We start from the raw sequence: 21,315 nt of genomic DNA on the forward strand, positions 1-21,315 counted from the left end.
ACGCGTCCGTCTGAAAGCGATCAGCTGTTGCAAGGGCCGTCGACGTGCGGGGAAATGAGCGCTTACGCTTCCTGAGCCTTGCATCCGTCGTCGGCGCCGCCCACACAGCCTTGAGATTGGCGGCGAGCGCGGTGACGTGTATTGGCGACAGAAGTGATGGCTCCGATGTCGAGGCAGCATGCGCAGCAATCCTGCTCTCGATCTCGCCGACACGCGTAAGCGCCCGGTTCCATCGCAACTCCAGTTCCGCCGCGACCAGCCGGTTCCGCGGATCGATGGCGTCGTATTGCCGGAACGCCCGATCGGCGCTGTAGCGTGCCGCCTCGAGATCGCGCATCAGAACATCGCGGACCTGATCGCGGCGACTGGCCGCTTGCGCTTCGGCCTCGACGGCCGCGGCTATCGCTCCCGGCTCGACAACCCGCAGAAGAGCTTCTTCGATGGCGTCGTCGACGCGTAGCCCGAAGCGATGCAACGCGGCTCGCCATTGTCAAGCAGACCACGCCAGCAGGAATAGCGCGGAATGTTGTGCTTGGTTCCCGTGTAGCGGACCGTCAGCTTGCGGCCGCAGCGCCGGCAGCGGACAAGGCCGGCGAGCAGAGCGTCGCCATGCTTGGGCGCCCCGTGATGCCGGCTCGTGGGCGCGTTGTCGCTCACCATCTTGCGGATCGCTTCCGCCCTTCCCAGTCGACGTGGTCTTCGTGTGCACCCGGGATCAGCGCCAGCCATTCATCACGCGCCTTACGGCGGCTGCGCGAGCGAATGGGTGTTGCATCATATCCCGACGCAGCACGAGTCTTACCATAGGCGTAGGCGCCGCCGTAGATCGGGTATCATTCGGTGGATGGTCGCATAGCTTGGCCTGCGCCAAACCACATCGCCATTGTTGCGCTTGGCAGGCAAATCCAGCCCATGTTCGAGGAACCAGAGCAGGGCCTGGCGGGCACTGCCGAGTTCCGCCACCTGTCAAACACAAGGGTGATGGCCTCTTGCATGCGACGATCGGGATCCTTCTCCAGCCGGTCGCCGACCTTCACGAAGCCGACCGGGGCTGTGACAATGAGCTCGCCGCGCCGGGCCTTCTCGTAGCGTGCCGACAGGGAACGCTGACGCAGAAGATCGAGTTCGCACTCGTTGAGGCTGCCCTTCAATCCCAGCAGCAGCCGGTCATTACCCTGACGCGGCGCATAGACCGTCTCCTGATCGACCAGCACGGTATCGACGACGCGGCACATCTCGATGAGCTGCTGCCAGTCACGGCTGTTGCGGGCGAAGCGCGATACTTCCCGCGCCGCAACCGCCCCAACCTTGCCGAGACAGACTGCGGCGACCATCCGATCGAAGCCCGCTCGCGCGACACCGCCAGCAGCAGAGCGGCCGAGATCGTCATCGACGGTCTCGATGCAAGACCAGCCGAGCGCCACCAGGCGATCGCGCATCGCATACTGCAGGGCGCTGCTCTCACGATTGTGCAGAACCTGATGGGCCGAGGACTGCCGCACATACAGGATCGCCTTGCGCTCCAGATGGTGGGGCCGGATCTTCTCATGCATCATGGCTCGCTTCCTCCCGTTGAACGGCGCGCGCGCCGTCGACGTGATCGAGGATCAGGCGCACCATCAGCTTTGTCAGCGTCGGGCGCGTCTCTTCCGGCAGCGCCTGCCATGGTGGCATCTGCGCGGTCTCCGGATCGTGCGGGTTGGAGAACAGATCGGACTGATATGTCGTGGGCTGGCGCGGCACGGACCTCTCCCCGATTCGCGTCGTAAGGACCCGATGCTGCGCCCGAATCCTCCAATTGCGATGGGGTGGGGGAATTGGCCGTCGCGTCCTGCAGCAGTGTCACTAAGACGCCAAGCGTTCTGGGATCAACATGTGGGGCAGCGGCAATGCGCCACGCGGCGCAGACCGCGCGATCAAACATCCAGGCCGGAACCTCCAGCCACCGATCGGAGGCGGGGCCAGAGAAACTGCAGCGGAAACCACCCGGTCAGCCTTCTCGATCACCTCATGAACGTGAACACAACGCCCGGCCTAGGGATGCCATGGATAAAGAAACTTGCGTTCCTCCCGTGGGCGTTCTCTCGTCGTGTTGTATAACGAGGTGCGCCCGCATGGGGCGATCGGGCACAAGGCCCCGATCTCGTTGCTCAATCACGATGACGCCGCCAGCCCGCCATCGTGAGAAAGCCGGGAAACTCTACCTTCCGGCGTCCAGAGAATGGTATCGGAGCACCGATTGCCAAGACTTTCCCTCGACCCGGAGGAGATTAGGGTCTCAGGTCACGGCCTTCGATGCACTGTGAAGAGATGCTCCCGCAAAAGGCATATAGCTGGCTCGGAAACCGCTTCCTCCGACGGCCAGACGCGATGCTCAAAATCGCAAGATCGACGCGATGGTTTTCGTGCGAATCAGGATCGCAGGATCCGCGTGCGCGATGCACTCAAGCCGGTGCACAAGCATACCCGATGGAACAGCACCTCGTTCCTTATAGTATTTCGTGAATGACGTGCGTCCCCACCGCGCGGTCACAGCGGACACGGAGGTTAAAGGGTTGCCGCATTGCAGAAAAGGCTTTCGATAACGGCCTCTCTGCTGTCACCAATGTCGTCTCCATTGAAGTAAACGATCGCGCCAGTCCTGTCCTTTTCGCGGAAGAACATTTGGGTCCTGACACCGGGATCGCTGCCACCGTGACCCCAAATGACATCACCATTTTTGAGGATGCGTTTGTTCCAGCAGAGAGCGCGACCATCATGGACTTCAGAGAGCATCATGTTGATGGTCGACTCTTTCAGCAACTGATTTCCGCCTCGGTATCCATAAGCGGCGAGAAAGAGCGCCAGTTCCTCGACGCTCGTGCGCGCCAGTCCCTCCGGATAGGTGGGGTAACTGTAGAAGCAATGCGGCATGCGGCCCCCCGGCGTAAGCTCATCAATTGTCAAACCAGGAGCTGGTAACAGGGAGGAAAATGATTGCCGGCCCCTCTCCAACATTTCTTTGGTGACCCTGCCATAGACAACCGCGTGCCGGTCAACATCGACATCACGCACATACCAGCCAGTGCTGTTCATGCCCAAGGGGGTGAAGATGTGGTCGGCGCAATAATCGGTGAAGCTCGTGCCAGTCACGCACTCGACAAGGTGGCCGAGCAGGCCATAAGCAACATTGCAATACCCGGGCGGCAGCGATGAACCAGGATCGAGATAAGGATTCCGGCCGGGGTGATCCGGTTCGAATATGCCGGGCGCCCACTCATGGAAATTGTCGTTGGCGTCATAATAGGCTCCTCCTGGCTTTAGGTATGCCTCGACCCAGTCGCCAAGCGCAGCCGCTGGATCGCCGCAGGCGTAGGTCTCCCAGTAAGACTTCCCATCCCGGATTGACGAACGATGATTCAAGAGCCGCCGTGCCGTGATGGCCACCGATGGGTGTTTCGGATTGACGACCTGATAGGGAAGATACCTACTGACATCAGTATCGAGGTCAACTAACCCCCGCTCCCAAAGCTGCATCACGGCCGTTGCCGTAATGGTCTTCGACACGGAACCGATATTCATGATGGTTTTGGGCGTCATCGGAACTTTGCGTGTCACATCTGCCCATCCATAACCCTTTGCCCAAACGAGCCTGCCATCTTGCACGATCCCAACTGCTGAGCCTGGAATCGAAAACTCCTTGAGTTTGCCCTCGATGACCGCATCAATCGATGATTGCATAGATGTTTACTCCTTCGCGAGAATCCCACGTCCTAAAAGAATGCCTCTGGAAATCGAGGTGCCGAAATCGCCGCCGAGGATGCGACAGCCAATGCAGCACCTCATTGGAGAACGGCGACGAAGCAAAGGCGGCAACAAAAGATAGCGCCCGACCACCACAACGAACGAGGTCGCCTGCATTAAGTCCCAGAGGTTTAACAAAAAAGCTCATCGTCCTGTCTGCGATTTTCGACTCTTTAATGTGCAGCTGGTTCTCAATTGCCGCCGAGTTTACGTCAAATTCAGTCTGTATATCGAGGTCATCTCGTTTTCAGATGGGACTCAGATTGGCGTAAGCCCGAAATTCCGTCGGAGTATCGCCGGGCTGTAAGCGGCGAATGTGCTCTCACGCTTGTCATGTGGGTACTCACTTGGATTACTTGGAGGCAGCTCATATGAGGGGTAACGCTCACCGAGTTGCGAAATTCAGCCAGCTTTCAAGACTTTGCGTCATTTAGCTGCGGAGGCCAGGTGTTTCCCTCGCCTCGCAGGATCGCCTCGGCGGCATCAGTCAGCACCTGGCAGCCGAGCACCAGGTCGGCATCGTCTGTGTTTTCGGTCCAATGGTGGCTGGTGCCGCCGATGCTCGGCACGAAAAGCATAGCGGACCTCAGTCTGCGCGCCACGACTTGGGCGTCGTGACCAGCCCCACTTGGCATCCTTACATAGGCGTTTGGAGCATGGCGCGCGGCCGCTTTCTCTATCGCGTCCTGAAAGGCCGGATCCATGTGGCATGGTTTGCCGGTCTCGGTTTGCTCGATCTCGGCGCGGCAGCCCATTTTCATGGCGGTCTCTTCAACCAGCCCCCTTAGCACAGCATCCAGGCGCTCAAGCACCGGCATTTCTGAATCGCGAAACTGGAACAGCATCTCTGCCTTGCCCGGAATTATGCTGGGAGCACCCGGCTCCAGCGTAATGCGGCCTGTGGTCCATACGGAACGCGGGCCGGCCACTTCAGGAAAGTGCCTTGCAATGGCCATGGCCAGCGTCGCTGCTGCGACGCCGGCATCCCTTCGGATGGCCATGCGCGTCGTGCCGGCGTGATTCTGGATACCGTGAAAAACGATTGAGTACTGCCAAATCCCGACGATGCTCGTAACAACACCGATCCGTTTGCTCGAGGCTTCCAGCGCGTCCCCCTGTTCTATATGTGCTTCCAGATAACCGACGTGGCGTTCCGGCTCCACCAGAGATCGGGGAACGCCGGTTAGGCCGGCCGCACGGAGCGCGTCCCTAAGCGGCAGCCGGTGATCAACATTCACCGCGCGATCGATCTCCGCCTCATCGATGTCACCGACGAATGAACGACTTCCGAGCATCGAGACGTAGTGACCTTCTTCATCCGCCCACGCCACTGGCGCGATGGGAAGGTCTGCGCAGTCCGGCGTTTCCGCCAAGGTCCGGGCAATTTCAAGGCCGTAGACCACACCAAGCGCCCCGTCCAGCCATCCGGCATAATTCTGGGACTCTGCGTGCGACCCGATCAACAGCGATCGCCGGTCCGACCGCGGCGTGCCGAACACGTTGCCGACCCCGTCAATATGCGCCTGAAGCCCTACGGCTTCGTACTGCTGCGCAAGCCAGCGGCGGCTGTCCATATCCTCCTTCGAATAGGTTGGACGATGGACACCGGTCCGGTACGCGCCGAACTGCGCGAAACCTCTGAGATCCGAGAGCAACCGCCCGGCGTTGATCTTTGGCATTTGCACTGTCCTGGCATGTATTTGACCAACGCCGACTTCCCTTGGGACGCGTTGTCAGTGGAACCCAGTCGCCATGATTCCACCTTAGCTCTGGAAGAAGGCTTCAAAGCAGGCCGCGGCCGACTCTAACACGGCTGGGAAATGGGAGGCCGGCGAGCCCACACTTGCGTGTCATCGATCATTTCTTGACCGCTGACAGATATAAGAAGATGACCCGCATAACGTCAAATTGCGTTTTTAGATCAGGGATATCTTGGTCTTAGATGGCTGTCCTGGCTGTCCTGGCGGCGGTATGAAGCAAAGTAGCTTAGTCGCCACTCGAGACGCAGGACGCTCTCTCTCACGGCTTTTCAACGATTAGAATGGCCAATGGTGCATCCGGATTAGATAGGTCGTCTCTCACCGAGCGGCGTCCGGCAATCCAATTGCGGCTTTGCCGCAGCCGAGCGCGGACGCTTACTTGCCGCCTATCCCCGAACTGAGCAGGACGACAACGCCAAGATCGCGCCAATGGATGCTCGCATGCTCTGTGCCGCGGAGTTGCCTGAGATGTATCCGTACGTTTCGCTAGGACGGCTTGGGGTGAGCGGGATGAGCGAAGGCCTGTGCAACACGTTCCGTCCAAGCCATTTCGACAGCGTGGCAACAGCGGTGCCGAAGCTGTTTCCCCAGACGGGCGCCGGGCCTGGCCTTCTTCGGCGAGAAGGATTTCCAGGAGCTGCTGTTGTTCGCCGGCTCGACCGCGATCTCGACATCCCAATCAATACAGCCTGTGGGTGTGTGAAGTGGCGCAGGATCGTGGTGTCTACTTCCGACGCGAGCAAACCACCATTCTGGAGTGAGAAGGATCAAACCCGCAACAATCATCTGCGGCTTGTTCCTCCGCCAGGCAGCCACCCGCTACATAATACAAACCTCAGGGGCCAGAACCTCCTTTAAATCAGGTTGCTCGTTGTCTCTCCCTGAGGACGGACAGGCACTGATACTATTAAAGACCCCCGTCTTTGTCTGGCGATGGTGAGATTAATGGTGTTATTCGCAGCTGTCGCACTTGACCGGATCGCGCTCAGCAAATGATAAACAACCAAGCTCGTACAATAACGCAGCGCCTGTGCGAATCCCGCTGTAGAAGCAACTGAGTGTGAGATTTTCATTCGGCGCATGGTTTGCCTCGTCGTGGTTCGCGTAAGGCGTGTCGAAAGCAGGAATGCCGAGGATCTTGGTGAATACATAGTTAGGGAGAGTGCCGAAGCCTGCGGGGACCAGCAAAGGCTCCTCCCCTTGCGCGGCGACGAAAGCACGGCGAAGCGGTGCAGTGAAAGGGGAGGTCATGGGTGTTTTCGAGGGGTACATGCTCCCTTGCGCTATGAATTCCACTTCGGGCGCGTGTTTTTCCACATGGGCCGCCACCTTGCGCAGGATGTCCGCGGGGTCCTGTGCTTCCACGAGCCGTATGTCGCATTTCACGAAGGCTTCGTTGGGCAGGACGCTCTTGCTACCAGGCCCGCCATAGCCGCCATGGAAGCCATTGATCGTCAGCGTCGGGCGGAAGCACAGGCGCTCGTAGAAGGGCCGTTCCGCCGGCGCGTCGAGTCTCGCAAGATCGAGACCACGCTTCACAGCCTCGACATCGAGAGGTAAACGCTCGACCGCGGCCAATTCCTCCTTTGACGGTGGGTCGATTTCATCGTCGAAACCGTCAATGGTGATTTCACCATCGGCATTTTTCATGGTGCCGAGCAGATGCACCAACGTCCAGATCGGATTGGGCACAACGCCGCCAAAGTTACCCGAATGCAAGTCGCCGTTAGCGTGGCGGCAGCGTAGTTCAAAAGACACCTCGCCACGCGATCCGAACTTGATCACAGGTGCGCCGCTCGCATGACGCGGACCATCGGCGGTGACAGCAAGATCAGCTTCCAGGATACCGATGTTGGCATGGACGAAATCGGCGATGTGCGGACTGCCGATCTCCTCTTCGCCTTCCAGCAGCAGGATGACGTTGCAGGGCAGCGCGCCATGCACCTTGAGGTGGGACTCGATTGCCAAAATCTGTGCGAAATGCTGGCCCTTGTTGTCTCCCACACCGCGTGCGTATAGGCGCCCGTCACGGATGGTCGGCTCGAAGGGCGGCGAGAGCCATTTGTCGATCGGGTCAGCCGGCTGCACGTCGTAATGGCCGTAGAGCAGCACGGTCGGCTTGCCCGGCGCCTTCTCCCAGCGCGCGACCACCATCGGGTGTCCTTCTGTCGACACCAGGCTGGTCTCGAGCCCGATCCCGGTGAGCATCTCGACCAGCAGCGCGCCGACTTCGGCGATGCCAACATTCTCGGCGCTGATGCTCGGGTGCCGAACGTAATCAATCAGGCGATCGAGGAAGGGGGTTCGGTTCGCCTCGATATGCTCGAAAACGGCGTTCAACGGATCAGAAGAGGTCATATCCTTGCCTGTAAGAAAGAGGAAGAAGTCGGAGATACAGGGTGTTCTCGGTTGGCAGGCCGAACAAAGGCGCGCGGACGCCGTGGATCGACGGGCCGGCCGAGGCGCGCCTCCAAGGCCGCCGCATCTCGAAATGCCAGCGACAACTCCCAGCGGCGAAAGGGAACAGCCTGATCCAGCCCCCGGCTTGGTTGCGATCGGATTGAGATAGAGGCGGATCGCAGACCATGTCGCCGGCCTCGCAGGAGCGCGAGCCGGGCGATCTGGATACCCTCGGCGCCACATCTGTACCTCATGCTTTTTGGTTTCACCAACCCGCCGCTCCGAAGCTGCTTCCGCCGGTCACAGATCTGCCAGCGCGTCACGCGCAACCTCCGCAACGCGCATGCCCGCATAAGGCTCTCGGCCACGATCCTAGCTTTATCGAGGCGACGCAGTCCGCTGCGGTGACGGGGGTACCGTCATGCCTGCTTGGCCTTTTCCGGGTCGCCACCCTTCTTGTACCACCCCGTATTTTCGTCGTTGGAATAGGGCGTATGGCTTCCGAACACCGAAGTGACAGTGCTGATGTATTCTTGAGGGAACGTGGTGCGCATGAATGCCTCCTGATCTATCAGGTGAAGCATCGCTTGGCGCGCCTTGACGTTGTCGAACGGCTTCTGCAGACAGTTCATGCGCATGAAATACACATTGCCCGCCTTGTTCAGAACCTCGAGGTCAAGGTTGGGATCGCCCTCGATCGCTGGGTAAAGATCGGCGGATGGTTCTAAGAGGAAATCGGCCTCACCCGCCTGCAAGGCCGCGAAAGCAGTCTGCTGATCGGCGATATTGTCCCAGACAACGCGATCGACGTTCACGACCTTCCCGCCGGCGAATCCGTCTGCTGGCTCCAGGCGTGGTACATACGCTTCATTGCGATCGTAGGTGAAGGTCGCGCCCGGCTTGGCAAGAGCATGGTTAAACTTGAACGGCCCTGATCCGATGTTCGAATTTACGCTCTCGGTTGCGGGGCGATCCGCATCCTTCTCGCGCATCATGAACAGGCACGGAGTCGACGCTTTCCCCAGGATGTCGAGCAGAATCCCCATGGGTTCCTTGAGCGCGATCGCGAAGGTTTTGTCGTCGATTTTTGAGATGTCGCTCGCCCGCTCCATGATCAGTCGTCCGCCGCCGGTATCCGCCTGGCCCCAGCGACGGATCCGCGCTCGTAATCGGACTCGAAAGTCATGAATATGCTCCAGCCGCCGCTCTCAATGGGGCCCTTGTTCCTGTAGCGGGCGGAACGTGCGGCACTGTCGAGCGGCAAAAGCTCTAGCTGCCTATTCGGATGAAGCCGCCCCGCTTGGCCTGCCGTTAGATCGGAGTTCGACTCTCCGAGAAATGAGCAGTGTGGCGGGTGCAAATACAGATCCGTTTTCGCCGGGGCGTTTGCGCCGCTCAAAAATCGAACCTTTCGTTCGATCTGGCTCGCAACGCAGGTTTCCAGTCTCGGCTAGCTCATGCAGACCGTTGCCATCAGCTGGTAGATGGCAACGATCTCAACCTCCGATCTGATGGTCGCGCTGGCGCAGACTTCATCGAACCTGCCAGCGTCCATTATCTGTCTTCGTCGGGCCCATCGCCGATAACTTTAGCCGTCGTAGAGTCATGTTCGCCCTGATGGCGGTAGCATCTGCGATGCTGACCGCTTCCGTGGCGATGGGCCTTTTGGAACCGTGGATGATCCTCGGCTTCAACTTCTTGGTCGCATGAGGCGCCGCTCTCAACGATCCCGCTTGGCAAGCCTCGGTTAGCGATATCGTGGACCGACGCAATGTTCCTGCGGCCTTCCCAACGTTGACCTCTCGCAAGTGCAAAGATGCACAATATTCATAACTGACCAAGTTAGCCGGTAGCTAAGACTTCTTGGCTCGAGCACTGGCCTTGGCAGCAAACCGGTTTACCACGATGAGTGTGCGTGCCGTAGTCAACTCAGTTGGACCCAGCAGCGTCGCACGGGTTTTCCGACACCGGCGGATCACAGCAACATCTTGCCTGCGAGATTCACACCTACAGCAGCCTCTAGTTAGCAGTTCGCCTGGATATGATCGAAAACGGCGTTCAACGGATCAGAAGAGGTCATATCCTTGCTTTTAAGAAAAGGAGGAGACAGATGTACAGGGTTGTTCTCAGCTAACAGCCGCTGGTGCGAGCATGCAGCGATCATTCAGATAACACGCGCTCATTCGCCCAGGTTCAACTTCCTTCAGCGGTGGCTCGGTCTTGCAACGAGCAAAGGCGCGCGGCTCCGTGGATCGACGGCTGGCCGGAGCGCCTTCAAGGCCGCGACATCTCGAAAGGCCGCGACAACCCAAGCGGCGAAAGATGACTAGACCATGTTACCGGCCCCGCAGGAGCGCGTGACGGCGATCCGGACGCCCTCGGCACCACATCTGTACCTCATGCTTTCTGGTATCGCCAACCGACCGCTCCGAAGCTGCTTCCGCCGGTCATGAAGTGCCAGCGCGTCAGCTCGTATTTGCGCGCAACCTCCGTAACGCGCATGCCCAGCGTAAGGCTCTCGGCGACGATTCGTGCTTTCTTCAAGTTTACGGCGAGTTGGGCCGCAGTCTGATGACTCCAACGTTGTTGTCGATGGTGATCTCGGTCCCAAATGGCTTCGAGAGCTTCTGTAGCCGCTCCAGAATGGATTTTGCTTGCGGCGGAGGGGCGAGCCGCGGAACACCCCTGTTGGCAAACCGCTTTAAGTACCCGAGCTCGACGGGATATAGTCGCAACTCAGCAAGCTGGTTCTGCTGAAAGCGGCTGACGGTCACAACGCTTTCATAAAAGACCGGGTCGTCAAATCCTTTTGCCTCCTCCGCGACTGTCACCTCGGCATCCGTGTCGACCCGTGGGTCCTTCCCATAAGCGGCAAACATGTCGGCCCCTACAGGCGTCCGGTGGTCATCATAAAGGAAATTGGCCAAGCTATAAAAGATCGGCCGGCCCTTATAGATCTCGATGCCGCGCAACTTGTGCGGCCCGTGACCGACATATGCATCCGCTCCCGCATCAATCAGTCGATGCGCAAACGATTGTTCGTAATCAGGCGTCTCCTCGCTCCAGTTCCCGGGCTGGTGACAGTGATTCGTGACGATGCAGAAGTCAGAGAACTGCTTGCCCCGACGAACGTTTCGAAGAATGTCGGCGACGTCGCTCGGATCGGCTTCGTAGCTGTAACCGGCCTTGTCGCCCGCTGTGAACGCCATTCCAGCGACCACGACGCGGTTTGGATCGTTAGGGTCCTCGGGCCGGTCCGCCGTGGCCCCTGAAACTGCCGGCGGAGCCGATCGACCGCCCGGGCGGGAGTCGGGCAACGCATCGCGTATCTGCCTCAAGCTCTCGAGCTTCTCGGGCGGGACCACAATGCTTTTCGCCAAACGAAGGGCGTTGAGTCCGGGTCTGCCTGGCGCCTCGCCGGCGGGATCGCCAGCCCGAGACATGGGCGTGAACGATGAAGCAAGCGACACCAATGCTACGCGACCGCGCGCGGTTTCCAAAAAGCGAGCCGCGCCGGCTTGTGCGAGATTTTCACCCACCCCTGCATGGATGATCCCGCTCTGATCGAGCACTTGGCTCGTCTCGCGCATGCCTTCAAGCCCCCAGTCGAGCGTATGGTTGTTTGCGCGACTCATTAGATTGAACCCCATTGCCTTCAGATCAGGTCCGACTTCAGGAAGGCTGACGTGAAACGCACCGCCATACTCAGCCTGCGGACTTCCCTCGAACGATCGGATATCAAAGATGTTCATTTCCATGTTGCCAAACGTGACATCGGCGTCATGGAGGACTTTGACGATGTCGCCGAAGCCGGGATGGTGACCTTTGGTCAGCGGCCGCGACACGATGAGATCGCCAACTGCTACCATTGTGAAGCCGTCCGCGACGTTCGTTTCAATCGAACCGACTGTATCATAGCTGCCCGCTTGGGCCGAATGATCGTTGTTCTCGTGTGAATGCTTTTCCATACGGTTCTCCATAGGCCGAATCTTTGCTTTCAAATCTGTTCGTTTCATCTCTTCTTCTCACCGTGCTCCACGCGATGTTCGGTGCTGATGTCAGCGGTACGAACGAGATATTCGATCGGGTGAAAGAGTCTGTGGCTATACCACACGACTGAGCGAAGAATTGGCTGCTGTAGTTGGCTTTGCCACGACATCTGTAGCCGGAGCGCGCACATGACAGGCCACGACGCGCCCGTCCGCCAATGGCACCAAAGGCGGCACCTCGATGCGGCAGCGCTCGACGGCGAGCGGGCAGCGCGGGTGAAACGCGCAGCCGCTCGGCGGGTTGATGGGGCTTGGCACCTCGCCCTCAACGGGCGCCTCCAGTCGAACACGGGTGGGATCCGGGACGGGAGCTGCCGCCATCAGCGCCTCGGTGTAGGGGTGGACCGGCTTGGCGAAGAGCGCCTCGCAGGGCGCGAGCTCCACGATCCGCCCCAGATACATGACCGCAACGCGATGGCCGATATGTTCCACGACGCCAAGGTCATGTGAGATGAAGACGAAGGCGATTCCCATCTGCTGCTGGAGATCCAGAAGCAGATTCAAGATCTGTGCCTGCACGGACACGTCAAGGGCTGACACCGCTTCGTCGGCGATGATCAGCGAAGGCTTGAGGGCCAGCGCTCGCGCGATACCGAGTCGCTGCCGTTGACCGCCCGACAACTCGGACGGGAGCCTGTGCATCATCTCAGGCGACATTCCGACCTTCTGGAGAAGGTCAGCAGCAAGCGCGTTGCGTTGCTGCCGGCTGAGACGCTCAAAATTCTCCACGGGTTCGGTGATGATCTGTCCCGCCGTGAGGCGCGGATTCAGCGACGAGTAAGGATCCTGGAAGACCATCTGCATGCGACGGCGCCAGGCGCGAAGTGCGTCCTTCTTGAGGCCCGCAATGTCGGTCCCGTCGATCAGCACGCGCCCCCCCGTCGGCTCCACGAGCCGCATCAAGAGCCGCGCCACGGTGGACTTTCCGCAGCCGGATTCGCCGACGATGCAAAGCGTCTCGCCCGCCTCAACGGAAAAGGATACATCCTCCACCGCCCGGATCACCGGAATGTTTTTCTTGAAGATTCCCGAGCCAAGCGGGTAGTGCTTGGTTAGATTCTCGACTTTCAGCAGAGGACCGTTCATGCGCCCATCACCTCTTCGGCGCGCCAGCAAGCTGCGGCGTGGCTCGACCCGACATCACGCAGGGCGGGCGTCTTCTCGCGGCAAATGTCGATCGCGAACGGGCAGCGAGGAGCAAAGCTGCACCCGACAATGGGCTCGCGCAGGCTTGGGACAATGCCGGGGATTTCCGGAAGGCGGCGTTGTCGGCCGCGTCGCCGGTCAGGCACCGATCGCATGAGGCCCTGTGTGTAGGGATGCGCCGGACGCGCAAACAAATCTATGACGTTCGCTTGTTCTACGATCCGGCCAGCATACATCACGATCACGCGCTGGCATGTCTCGGCTACAACGCCCAGATCATGCGTGATGAACATCACGGCCGTACCCGTGCGCTCTTTCAGATCGACGATGAGCCGCAGGATCTGCGCCTGGATAGTGACGTCGAGGGCGGTCGTCGGCTCATCGGCAATCAACAGTTCCGGCGAGCAGGCAAGAGCCATAGCGATCACGGCGCGCTGGCGCATGCCGCCTGACATTTCGTGAGGATAGTTGTTGACGCGAAGCTCAGGGTCCGCGATGCGGACGAGACGGAGCATCTCTTCGGCCTTTTCCATGGCCACGGAGCGGGACGCTTTCGTGTGGATCTGCACCGCCTCGGCGATCTGGCGGCCGACTGTGTAGACCGGGTTCAGGCTCGTCATCGGCTCCTGGAAGATCATGGCGATCTGGTCGCCGCGGATCTTTCGCATCTCCCGATCGGACAACTCAAGCAGGTTGCGTCCGTGGAAGTGGATCTCGCCGCCGACAGTCCTGGCGCTCAGCTTCGGCAGCAGGCGAAGAATGGTGAGAGCGGTGACGCTCTTGCCGCATCCGGATTCGCCGACGACGCCAAGCGTTTCGCCTTTCTTTACCTGAAAGCTGATCCCGCCCAGGGCGCGGGTGACGCTTTCTTCGCTGTAAAAGTGAGTCTCAAGGTCGCGTACGTCGAGAAGCACGTCGTCTCCTGCGGATTCTCGCATTAGCATGTCAGCGCCTACGCTTCGCACGGGGATCGAACAGGTCGCGCAAGCCATCCCCGAGCAGGTTGACGGCAAGGACCATGACGGCAAGGCAGATGCCCGGGGCGAAGATCGTCAATGGGGCAATCGAGAGATACAAGCGAGAATTCGAAATCATGTTGCCCCAGCTGGGAATCTCGGGCGGCACGCCCACGCCGAGGAAGCTCAGTCCGGCCTCTGTCAGAATCGCATCTGCGCAGACTATGGCGCTCTGCACCATAAGCGGCGCGATGGTACTGGGCAGGATATGCCGCCACAGCACCTTGGGCAGGCGCGCGCCGCCGCTGACCGCGGCCTCCACGTAAGGACGTTCCCGAACACTCAGAACCGCCGAACGAACCATCCGCGTGACGCTCGGCAGCTGGGGGATCGTGATGGCAACGATGAGGATGCCGATCCCGGAGCCTGTCAGAGAAATAAGGGCAATGGCGAGCAGAATCGTCGGAATCGACATCAATCCGTCCATGACCCGCATTGCGATATTATCGAAGGCGCGGACATAACCGGCGATGACACCAATCAGAAGCCCGCCTAGGGCCGCGCCCACCGCTGACAGCAATCCGACCACGAGCGAGATTCGGGCGCCGAAGATCGTTCGTGCAAACACGTCACGGCCCAGATTATCGCTTCCGAACCACATCTCCGCGGACGGTGGCTGGAGGCGCTTGAATGGATCCATGCTCGATGGATCGCCGGCGTAAAGCGGGGCAGCGAGTGCCAGAACGATCAACAGTGCGAGGAAGCCGCCGCCTATCACGACCAGCTGATGCCGCCTTGCTAGACGGGGAAGGTCAGATATTCGCAGGCGACCCGTCGGGACGTATTCCACTGGTAGGGAGAGGAGCGTCATAATCAGTACCGGATTCGGGGGTCGACCAGGGTGTAGGAAAGATCGACCGCAAGATTGATAAGGACGTACAGAGCCGAAACTAGGATGAGCACACCTTGAATAATGGGGTAATCGCGGTTGTTGATCGCATCCACTACCAAACGACCGACACCAGGTATGTTGAACACCGTTTCCGTGATGACAACACCGCCAACCAGACTTGCGAAACTTAGGCCGATCACGGTCAGAATTGGAACGCCGGCATTTTTCAACGCATGGTGGAAAAGCATGGCATACGACGACGCGCCTTTGGCGGCGGCTGTTCGCATATAGTCTTCCGACAACACCTCAAGCATGCTCGCCCGCGCGATCCGCGCGATAAAAGCGATATAACCAAGACTTAACGCCACGGTGGGCAGGATCAGGTGCACAAGCCATGGCCCGAAGCCATGGTCAATCGGCTGGTATCCCTGGACCGGTAGCCAATGTGATATGATAGCAAACAAATATATGAGAAAGAAACCGACGACAAACACCGGGACAGAAAAACCAAGTGTCGCGAATACCGTCAGGATACGATCAATAAGGCCGCCAGCTCGCCACGCGGCCACGATACCGAAGGAAATCCCCGTCGTCACCGAAAGGATCATCGTTAGGATCGAAAGAGAGACGGTTGGTTCCAGCCGCTGCGAGATCAGTTCAAGAACGGGTAGCCCCGTGAAAATTGAGGTCCCGAAGTCGCCGCTGAGGATGCTGAGAGCCCAATGTACGAACTGAACGGGCAGCGGCTCGTTGAGCCCCAATTGTTCGCGGATGCCGGCGATCATCTCTGGCGTGCCCTTATCGCCAGCGATGATGGCGGCCGGGTCGCCTGGCGCCAACCTGAGAAGCAGAAAGACGAAAACCCCGACCATCACCATGACGGCGATGGTCGAGAATATTCTGCGCAGGATGTAAGTGGCCATTGCGCTCAGGCCTTCTGCATGTTCCACATCGGCGTGAGCCCCGGCATGCCGATGAGGCCGGTCAGCGTTTTGCGGCGCGCGATTGGCGAGACAACTTCACCCAGCAGAACGGTGCCCACGAAATTCCAATATTCTTGTTGCATCTTGCGGGCCAGTGACTTGCGTTCTTCCAGCGTTTTGACAACCGCCCATTTGGCCCGAAGAGCCTCATATTCATCGCTCTTCGGCCAGCCCAACCAACCCTCTTCGCCGTTCGCGTTTAGAGTGGGGTTGCCGGCTGCATCGCCGCGCTCGTAATCGGACTCGAAAGTCATGAATATGCTCCAGCCGCCGCTCTCAATGGGGCCCTTGTTCCTGTAGCGGGCGGAACGTGCGGCACTGTCGAGCGGCAAAAGCTCGGCGTTGACCCCGATCTTGCGCAGCGTGGCCGCCAGTAACTGCGTCGCATTGTTGGTAAACGGAACGTCCGTCGCTTGGATAATGACGACCTTCTCGCCGGCGTATCCCGCCTCCTTGAAGAGCTGCTTGGCCTTTTCCGGGTCGCCACCCTTCTTGTACCACCCCGTATTTTCGTCGTTGGAATAGGGCGTATGGCTTCCGAACACCGAAGTGACAGTGCTGATGTATTCTTGAGGGAACGTGGTGCGCATGAATGCCTCCTGATCTATCAGGTGAAGCATCGCTTGGCGCGCCTTGACGTTGTCGAACGGCTTCTGCAGACAGTTCATGCGCATGAAATACACATTGCCCGCCTTGTTCAGAACCTCGAGGTCAAGGTTGGGATCGCCCTCGATCGCTGGGTAAAGATCGGCGGATGGTTCTAAGAGGAAATCGACCTCACCCGCCTGCAAGGCCGCGAAAGCAGTCTGCTGATCGGCGATATTGTCCCAGACAACGCGATCGACGTTCACGACCTTCCCGCCGGCGAATCCGTCTGCTGGCTCCAGGCGTGGTACATACGCTTCATTGCGATCGTAGGTGAAGGTCGCGCCCGGCTTGGCAAGAGCATGGTTAAACTTGAACGGCCCTGATCCGATGTTCGAATTTACGCTCTCGGTTGCGGGGCGATCCGCATCCTTCTCGCGCATCATGAACAGGCACGGAGTCGACGCTTTCCCCAGGATGTCGAGCAGAATCCCCATGGGTTCCTTGAGCGCGATCGCGAAGGTTTTGTCGTCGATTTTTGAGATGTCGCTCGCCCGCTCCATGATCAGTCGTCCGCCGCCGGTATCCGCCTGGCCCCAGCGACGGATCGAGGCGACGCAGTCCGCTGCGGTGACGGGGGTACCGTCATGCCACCCCAGGCCATCCCGGAGCTCGAACGTGTAGGTCTTCTTGTCGTCGGAAACGCCCCACTTCCCTACCATTTGCGGCTGAGGCATCAACTTGGAATCAAGCGCAAACAGCGTGTCGTAAATCGCCAGGCCATGATTGCCACTCGAGTAGGCCGCTGAAAAGACAGGATCAAAGTCGGTGAAGTTACCCATCACCATCCGGGCCGTCCGCGCGGCGGCGGGCGCCGTTTGTGCTCGCAGGACCGACGGGATCGATAGAGCCGTTCCGGCGGCCAAGCCTACCTTAATAAGGTCGCGTCGAGAGATTGTCATGCTACAATTCCCCTTTCTTGGTTTAGCGATGCGGTTCTGCGCTTTTGACTTTGTTTCGTCGAATTTCAATCCACCGCGGTGCTTACGTCAAATTCAGTCTGTGTATCGGCGTCATCTGGTTTTAAGATGGACTCAGATGTGCCGAATACCCTTACCCATCTCGCTTCAAGATAAGTGTCGAATTAAAGTTGGAAACGCTCAGCGGTTTCCGGATCTCGCCCATAGTAGTTGTCTGCTCGGGGCGCCATCCGACGAGCTGTATATGTACAGCCAAACGCGATGCGGCCAGCGTAGGTCCAATTGTAGGTACTAGCGGGCTCGGCAAGCTCTTCGGGAAGAATAGATGTTCGACGGCCTTTTGAAATAGCCTCAACAGCATCAGGAAAAACTGCTTCTCGGGCTTAGCATCGATGACTTTCATGCTCATGTCAGGATGACGCCTCCCTTCCCAACCGCCGGGGGACTTCCCGGCATTTCGTTCAGATAGACTTCCGAGGGCAGACCCTTGAAATCCCTTCCGAAGCCGGCGTACTGGTTGCGCAGCCCTTCGAACGAGATTTTCCTGATCCACTGCGGGTCGCGCTCGGCGCACTCCTTGACGGCGATGATATGGGCGCCGGCAGCTCTGGCCAACCAGACATAATAATTGAGGTTCGTATTGGCACGGGCCGGCGCGAGAATGTCGCCGGTGTGGCAATCGTACCCAAATGAGCATCCGGCGCGCGGCGGGAAGCTGTCCCTCGGAGGCCTTGGGCGCCAACCCAAAGCAGGTGATCTCGATAGAATCGAGCAACGACCGATGCGGATCCGGCTTTCGCAGGGGGCGAGAAGCGTTCGGGGCGACCCGGCGTGCGTGCTCGATCGTCATTCGCGCGGCGATGTGTGGTGTTGCTGTCCGGAGACCGTACACGAAACGATCAAACGTCGATGTTCGGCCATTACGAGCCGCGAAATCGCTGAAACTGGCAAGCCGGCTGATCTGACCTTAGCCGAAGTTTGCTTGTAACCCAACCAGCGAGAAATGCGCCGCAAAATGCGGTCAAGCTCTTCAACCAGCGCCATGCGGGGAAGGCGCCTGAGGACTCTAGTATATCTGAAATCAGTTCCAACATACCACTCTCTCCATCACGAAACATCCTTGGCCCGAGGGAGAAAGTGACCAGATATTATGTGGCGGCAAAGCTCACCAACACGGTTGAATGACAGGCTTCTGGCGCACGCCGCCACAGATCGAAGTCCGGCACATAAAAACGGATCGGCACCCATCTGTTCACGCATTAGCGACAGCGACGGGCATTAGAATCCCGCTCCGCCCAACGTTCATCACAGCATCGAAGCTTGCGCGCGACTGAAAACCTGCTAAGCGGCCACCGAATACATAACAGTCAATTCCATACGCCATTTTCTTGATCGAGCGGCTTGGCGGGTGCAGAGCCGTCACCTCTCCGGGCCTGACGTACTCTTGTACGACGTATGGGTTGCGGGCGGCCCGGTCAATGTGTTCCTCCCACACTTCTGAGGGTGTGAGATGCCCAACCAAGACATGCTCGCCACGCGTCGCATTAGAGGGCTTCAGAACAAGATTGACCTTGTTCTCCCGAATGTAACCGATGAGCTCGATCCGACGTCGTTCGGGGTTGGTTGTTACTCCCGCTCTAACAAGACGGGTCCATGGAATGTGGCGTGCAATGAGCTCGACCTGCTCGGCGTTGAAGTTCGAGACGAATCGATCGTCGCTGAGTACAGCAAGGATCGCCTTGTCAGATAATATCCACTGGGAGATCCAGGGGTTTATCGAAACCACCTCTTGAGCGGCACACGCATCTAAGTAATCTCCCGATTCCCTATATTTAAATATATCTCGTACATCGAGTTTATTGTAAACAAGATCAATAATTTCGCCGCTCGGTCCGACTAACCCACGAGGTGTGCGCTTCATCTCGGTAATGTCTAGCAACGCTGCTTCGACGCTAGCGTCTCTTAGGCCGCTCACAATCCACTCTACTTCGTTTGTATAACGGCCGCGAAAGTTGACTACGGCGGCGGTTCTGAGCTCGCTGCCAGTTTCAGCGTGGTAGGCAGACACCAGCTCCCGAACAAAACAGTTCGGATCTTTCGCGAAAGGCTGGCTGCTCACGTCAAGTGCCAGGCCGTGTGCCAATGGATTGGAAATACAGCTCCAGACTTTTGCGGCGAGGCCGTTCTGAATAACGCCTCCCGGCCCCTCGGTATTTGTTTCAAGTATCTTATAATATCCATCGCTCCCGAATAACCCATCCAGTCGGCATATTCTTACAAGCGGCCGATGTTTTGGGAGACGAGTGATCCAATGCCCAATATGTCTATAGGCTGGAAACAGGTTTTGCACCTCTTTATTGAAGCAATACAGATCAGCGGCGACATCAAGGAGCTTGACCACTTCCTCAGCGGTGGCGCTCAGGTGATTAGCCAGATCGCAGTCTATCGCAAGGGGTCTAAGGCATACCGGATACGCCCGCCCCTCAAAGTGCATGCCCGCCACTGCAATCGCGCTGGACAGTTCGTCTTGAGCCTCCCAGATCAAGGCTGAATCGGAAGTCGCGAACTCGCAGAGTCGGCGCTCAATTTGTGCATCCGCCTCGCTGATTGCAGGAACTGTTGCAATTTCCGCGGGGCCTAACCCTATCTGAGTTGTCATGAGCAGCTCCTATCTCGTGGTCTTGTTGGTTGCGTTTTCGAGACCCGAGAGCTTCCTGGGATAGCGCGAGTTTCGCTCTGGGATCGATCCGGTCAGACAGTCAGCAGACCACCGGAGCGCGCGAATCTCAGCCTCGCATAGTGTCGCTTGGCCGGCCCACCTTGCGCTCCGTTGGTCGCTGACAGGACTTGAAAGATAGTGTGTTGATGTTTTTCAGGAACTGCCTAATCTGGTGGCTTGACGCTTCCGCGACACCGCTGCCTGTCTTCGCTGATGTCGAACCACGTCGGCCCGCCGCCATGCGGAAGTTACGCTAGGTATGGTACGGTGCAGAAGCTCGACGTAGCGGGTGTCCGCATGATCAGCGCTGCACACTGCTCTTCGCGCCCAAAAACTTAGATTCGCGACAGAGCCGTTCGAGATGATGTCTCAGTTCCGATTAAGGCCCATCACCGGCGTCACGATTGCAGAGCAGATCGAGACGCAGCCAAAATGAACTTCGCAGGTCCAGCCGCTTCAAGGTGGACCCGTTTGGCCCAGCCTCGGTAAAGTTCGCAGAGCCATCGGCTGTCGCGGTAGCCATCGGGGTGGCGGGCGATGTATTCCTCTCACAGGATCGCAGCCTCGGAGCCCGGTGGACGTGTACCCAGTCGGGCTCGACCCTGCGGCGATGGCCTTCTTTTTGCCCGATTCCATCCCTCCCAGCTGTGAGGTTTCGGTGAGTTGTCCATCCGAGTTTCGGTGATTCCATGAAGGACCAGAATGCCCAACTGACGCCGCGTGATCGAGAGCGAATTGTAAGGCAGGTCGAGAGCGGGCGGACGCCGCAGACCCCCGTTCGAAAATGGATTGACTGATAGGAGCGAAGGATTCGCCGGCTTGCGGGATCGCTCTTCCCGGCCACATCGACTGTGCGGGCCGACATCCACGGGATCATCGAGACGATCGAGCGGCTGCGCCGCCAGCGCTGGACGGGCAAGCAGATCGCAAGCGAGGGCTCGCGGCCACCGTCAGCCGCGCTGTGCGCCGGCTGGTTTGAACAAGCTGTATGCCAAGGAGCCGGAAACCCATGCGCCGCTGCGGATGCTTCTAATCGGAATTCTGCCGGCGTCTCGGCGATTT

The 21,315-nt window shown here is 58.8% G+C and carries 13 protein-coding genes and 4 pseudogenes; 2 read left to right on the forward strand and 15 right to left on the reverse strand.

The annotated features are described in order from the left end of the window. Positions 1-64: 64 nt before the first annotated feature. From A6B35_RS31895 to A6B35_RS31910, 4 genes and pseudogenes are all read right to left on the reverse strand, one after another. Positions 65-1,556, reverse strand: a pseudogene (locus A6B35_RS31895) (recombinase family protein); the annotation flags it as partial. Then, entirely contained in the window at positions 1,546-1,743 is a 198-nt protein-coding gene (locus A6B35_RS31900; protein ID WP_006206148.1) for a hypothetical protein, read from the reverse strand. The gene A6B35_RS31900 and the pseudogene A6B35_RS31895, both read right to left, overlap by 11 nt. 804 nt (positions 1,744-2,547) lie before the next feature. Further along, a complete protein-coding gene (locus A6B35_RS31905) occupies positions 2,548-3,720 on the reverse strand; it encodes a serine hydrolase domain-containing protein (protein WP_006206147.1) in 1,173 nt (390 codons plus the stop codon). Between the two features lie 476 nt (positions 3,721-4,196). Next, positions 4,197-5,462, reverse strand: coding sequence for a Zn-dependent hydrolase (locus A6B35_RS31910; protein WP_006206146.1), 1,266 nt, complete (start codon positions 5,460-5,462; stop codon positions 4,197-4,199). 510 nt (positions 5,463-5,972) lie between these two features. On the opposite strand from A6B35_RS31910, the gene A6B35_RS37650 reads away from it, so the two are divergent. Continuing rightward, positions 5,973-6,401 (forward strand): pantoate--beta-alanine ligase, encoded by a 429-nt coding sequence (locus A6B35_RS37650; RefSeq protein WP_425312841.1) that lies wholly within the window; start codon positions 5,973-5,975, stop codon positions 6,399-6,401. A 93-nt stretch (positions 6,402-6,494) separates the two neighbouring features. Here A6B35_RS37650 and A6B35_RS31915 read toward each other — a convergent pair whose 3' ends face one another. Further along, positions 6,495-7,901, reverse strand: a complete 1,407-nt coding sequence (locus A6B35_RS31915) for a M20/M25/M40 family metallo-hydrolase (RefSeq protein WP_006206145.1) — start codon at positions 7,899-7,901, stop codon at positions 6,495-6,497. A gap of 467 nt (positions 7,902-8,368) precedes the next feature. Further along, a pseudogene (locus A6B35_RS31920) lies at positions 8,369-9,106 on the reverse strand (ABC transporter substrate-binding protein); the annotation flags it as partial. Positions 9,107-9,400: 294 nt separating this feature from the next. Here A6B35_RS31920 and A6B35_RS35065 point away from each other — a divergent pair. After that, a pseudogene (locus A6B35_RS35065) lies at positions 9,401-9,728 on the forward strand (MFS transporter); the annotation flags it as partial. A 761-nt stretch (positions 9,729-10,489) separates the two neighbouring features. Here A6B35_RS35065 and A6B35_RS31925 read toward each other — a convergent pair. From A6B35_RS31925 to A6B35_RS35985, 9 genes and pseudogenes are all read right to left on the reverse strand, one after another. Next, a complete protein-coding gene (locus A6B35_RS31925) occupies positions 10,490-11,911 on the reverse strand; it encodes a CapA family protein (RefSeq protein ID WP_006206140.1) in 1,422 nt (473 codons plus the stop codon). A gap of 135 nt (positions 11,912-12,046) precedes the next feature. After that, positions 12,047-13,078 carry an ABC transporter ATP-binding protein gene (locus A6B35_RS31930; RefSeq protein WP_006206139.1) on the reverse strand — a complete coding sequence of 344 codons (1,032 nt, stop codon included), beginning with the start codon at positions 13,076-13,078 and terminating at the stop codon, positions 12,047-12,049. After that, a complete protein-coding gene (locus A6B35_RS31935; RefSeq protein ID WP_040584121.1) occupies positions 13,075-14,082 on the reverse strand; it encodes an ABC transporter ATP-binding protein in 1,008 nt (335 codons plus the stop codon). Before A6B35_RS31935 ends, A6B35_RS31930 begins: the two co-directional genes overlap by 4 nt. Position 14,083: 1 nt before the next feature. Next, a complete protein-coding gene (locus tag A6B35_RS31940) occupies positions 14,084-14,965 on the reverse strand; it encodes an ABC transporter permease (protein WP_040584120.1) in 882 nt (293 codons plus the stop codon). Positions 14,966-14,967: 2 nt separating this feature from the next. Beyond that, positions 14,968-15,909, reverse strand: coding sequence for an ABC transporter permease (locus tag A6B35_RS31945; protein ID WP_006206136.1), 942 nt, complete (start codon positions 15,907-15,909; stop codon positions 14,968-14,970). Between the two features lie 5 nt (positions 15,910-15,914). Beyond that, entirely contained in the window at positions 15,915-17,516 is a 1,602-nt protein-coding gene (locus tag A6B35_RS31950) for an ABC transporter substrate-binding protein (RefSeq protein ID WP_040584118.1), read from the reverse strand. 151 nt (positions 17,517-17,667) lie between these two features. Next, on the reverse strand, positions 17,668-17,943 hold the full coding sequence (locus A6B35_RS31955) for a hypothetical protein (protein WP_006206134.1): 276 nt from the start codon (positions 17,941-17,943) through the stop codon (positions 17,668-17,670). A 38-nt stretch (positions 17,944-17,981) separates the two neighbouring features. Next, positions 17,982-18,212 (reverse strand): annotated as a pseudogene (locus A6B35_RS31960) (hypothetical protein); the annotation flags it as partial. Between the two features lie 574 nt (positions 18,213-18,786). After that, entirely contained in the window at positions 18,787-20,193 is a 1,407-nt protein-coding gene (locus tag A6B35_RS35985) for a glutathionylspermidine synthase family protein (protein WP_139032267.1), read from the reverse strand. Positions 20,194-21,315 lie beyond the last annotated feature (1,122 nt).

Origin of the sequence: Mesorhizobium amorphae CCNWGS0123 (genome assembly GCF_001686985.1) — a bacterium.
GTDB lineage: Bacteria > Pseudomonadota > Alphaproteobacteria > Rhizobiales > Rhizobiaceae > Mesorhizobium > Mesorhizobium amorphae.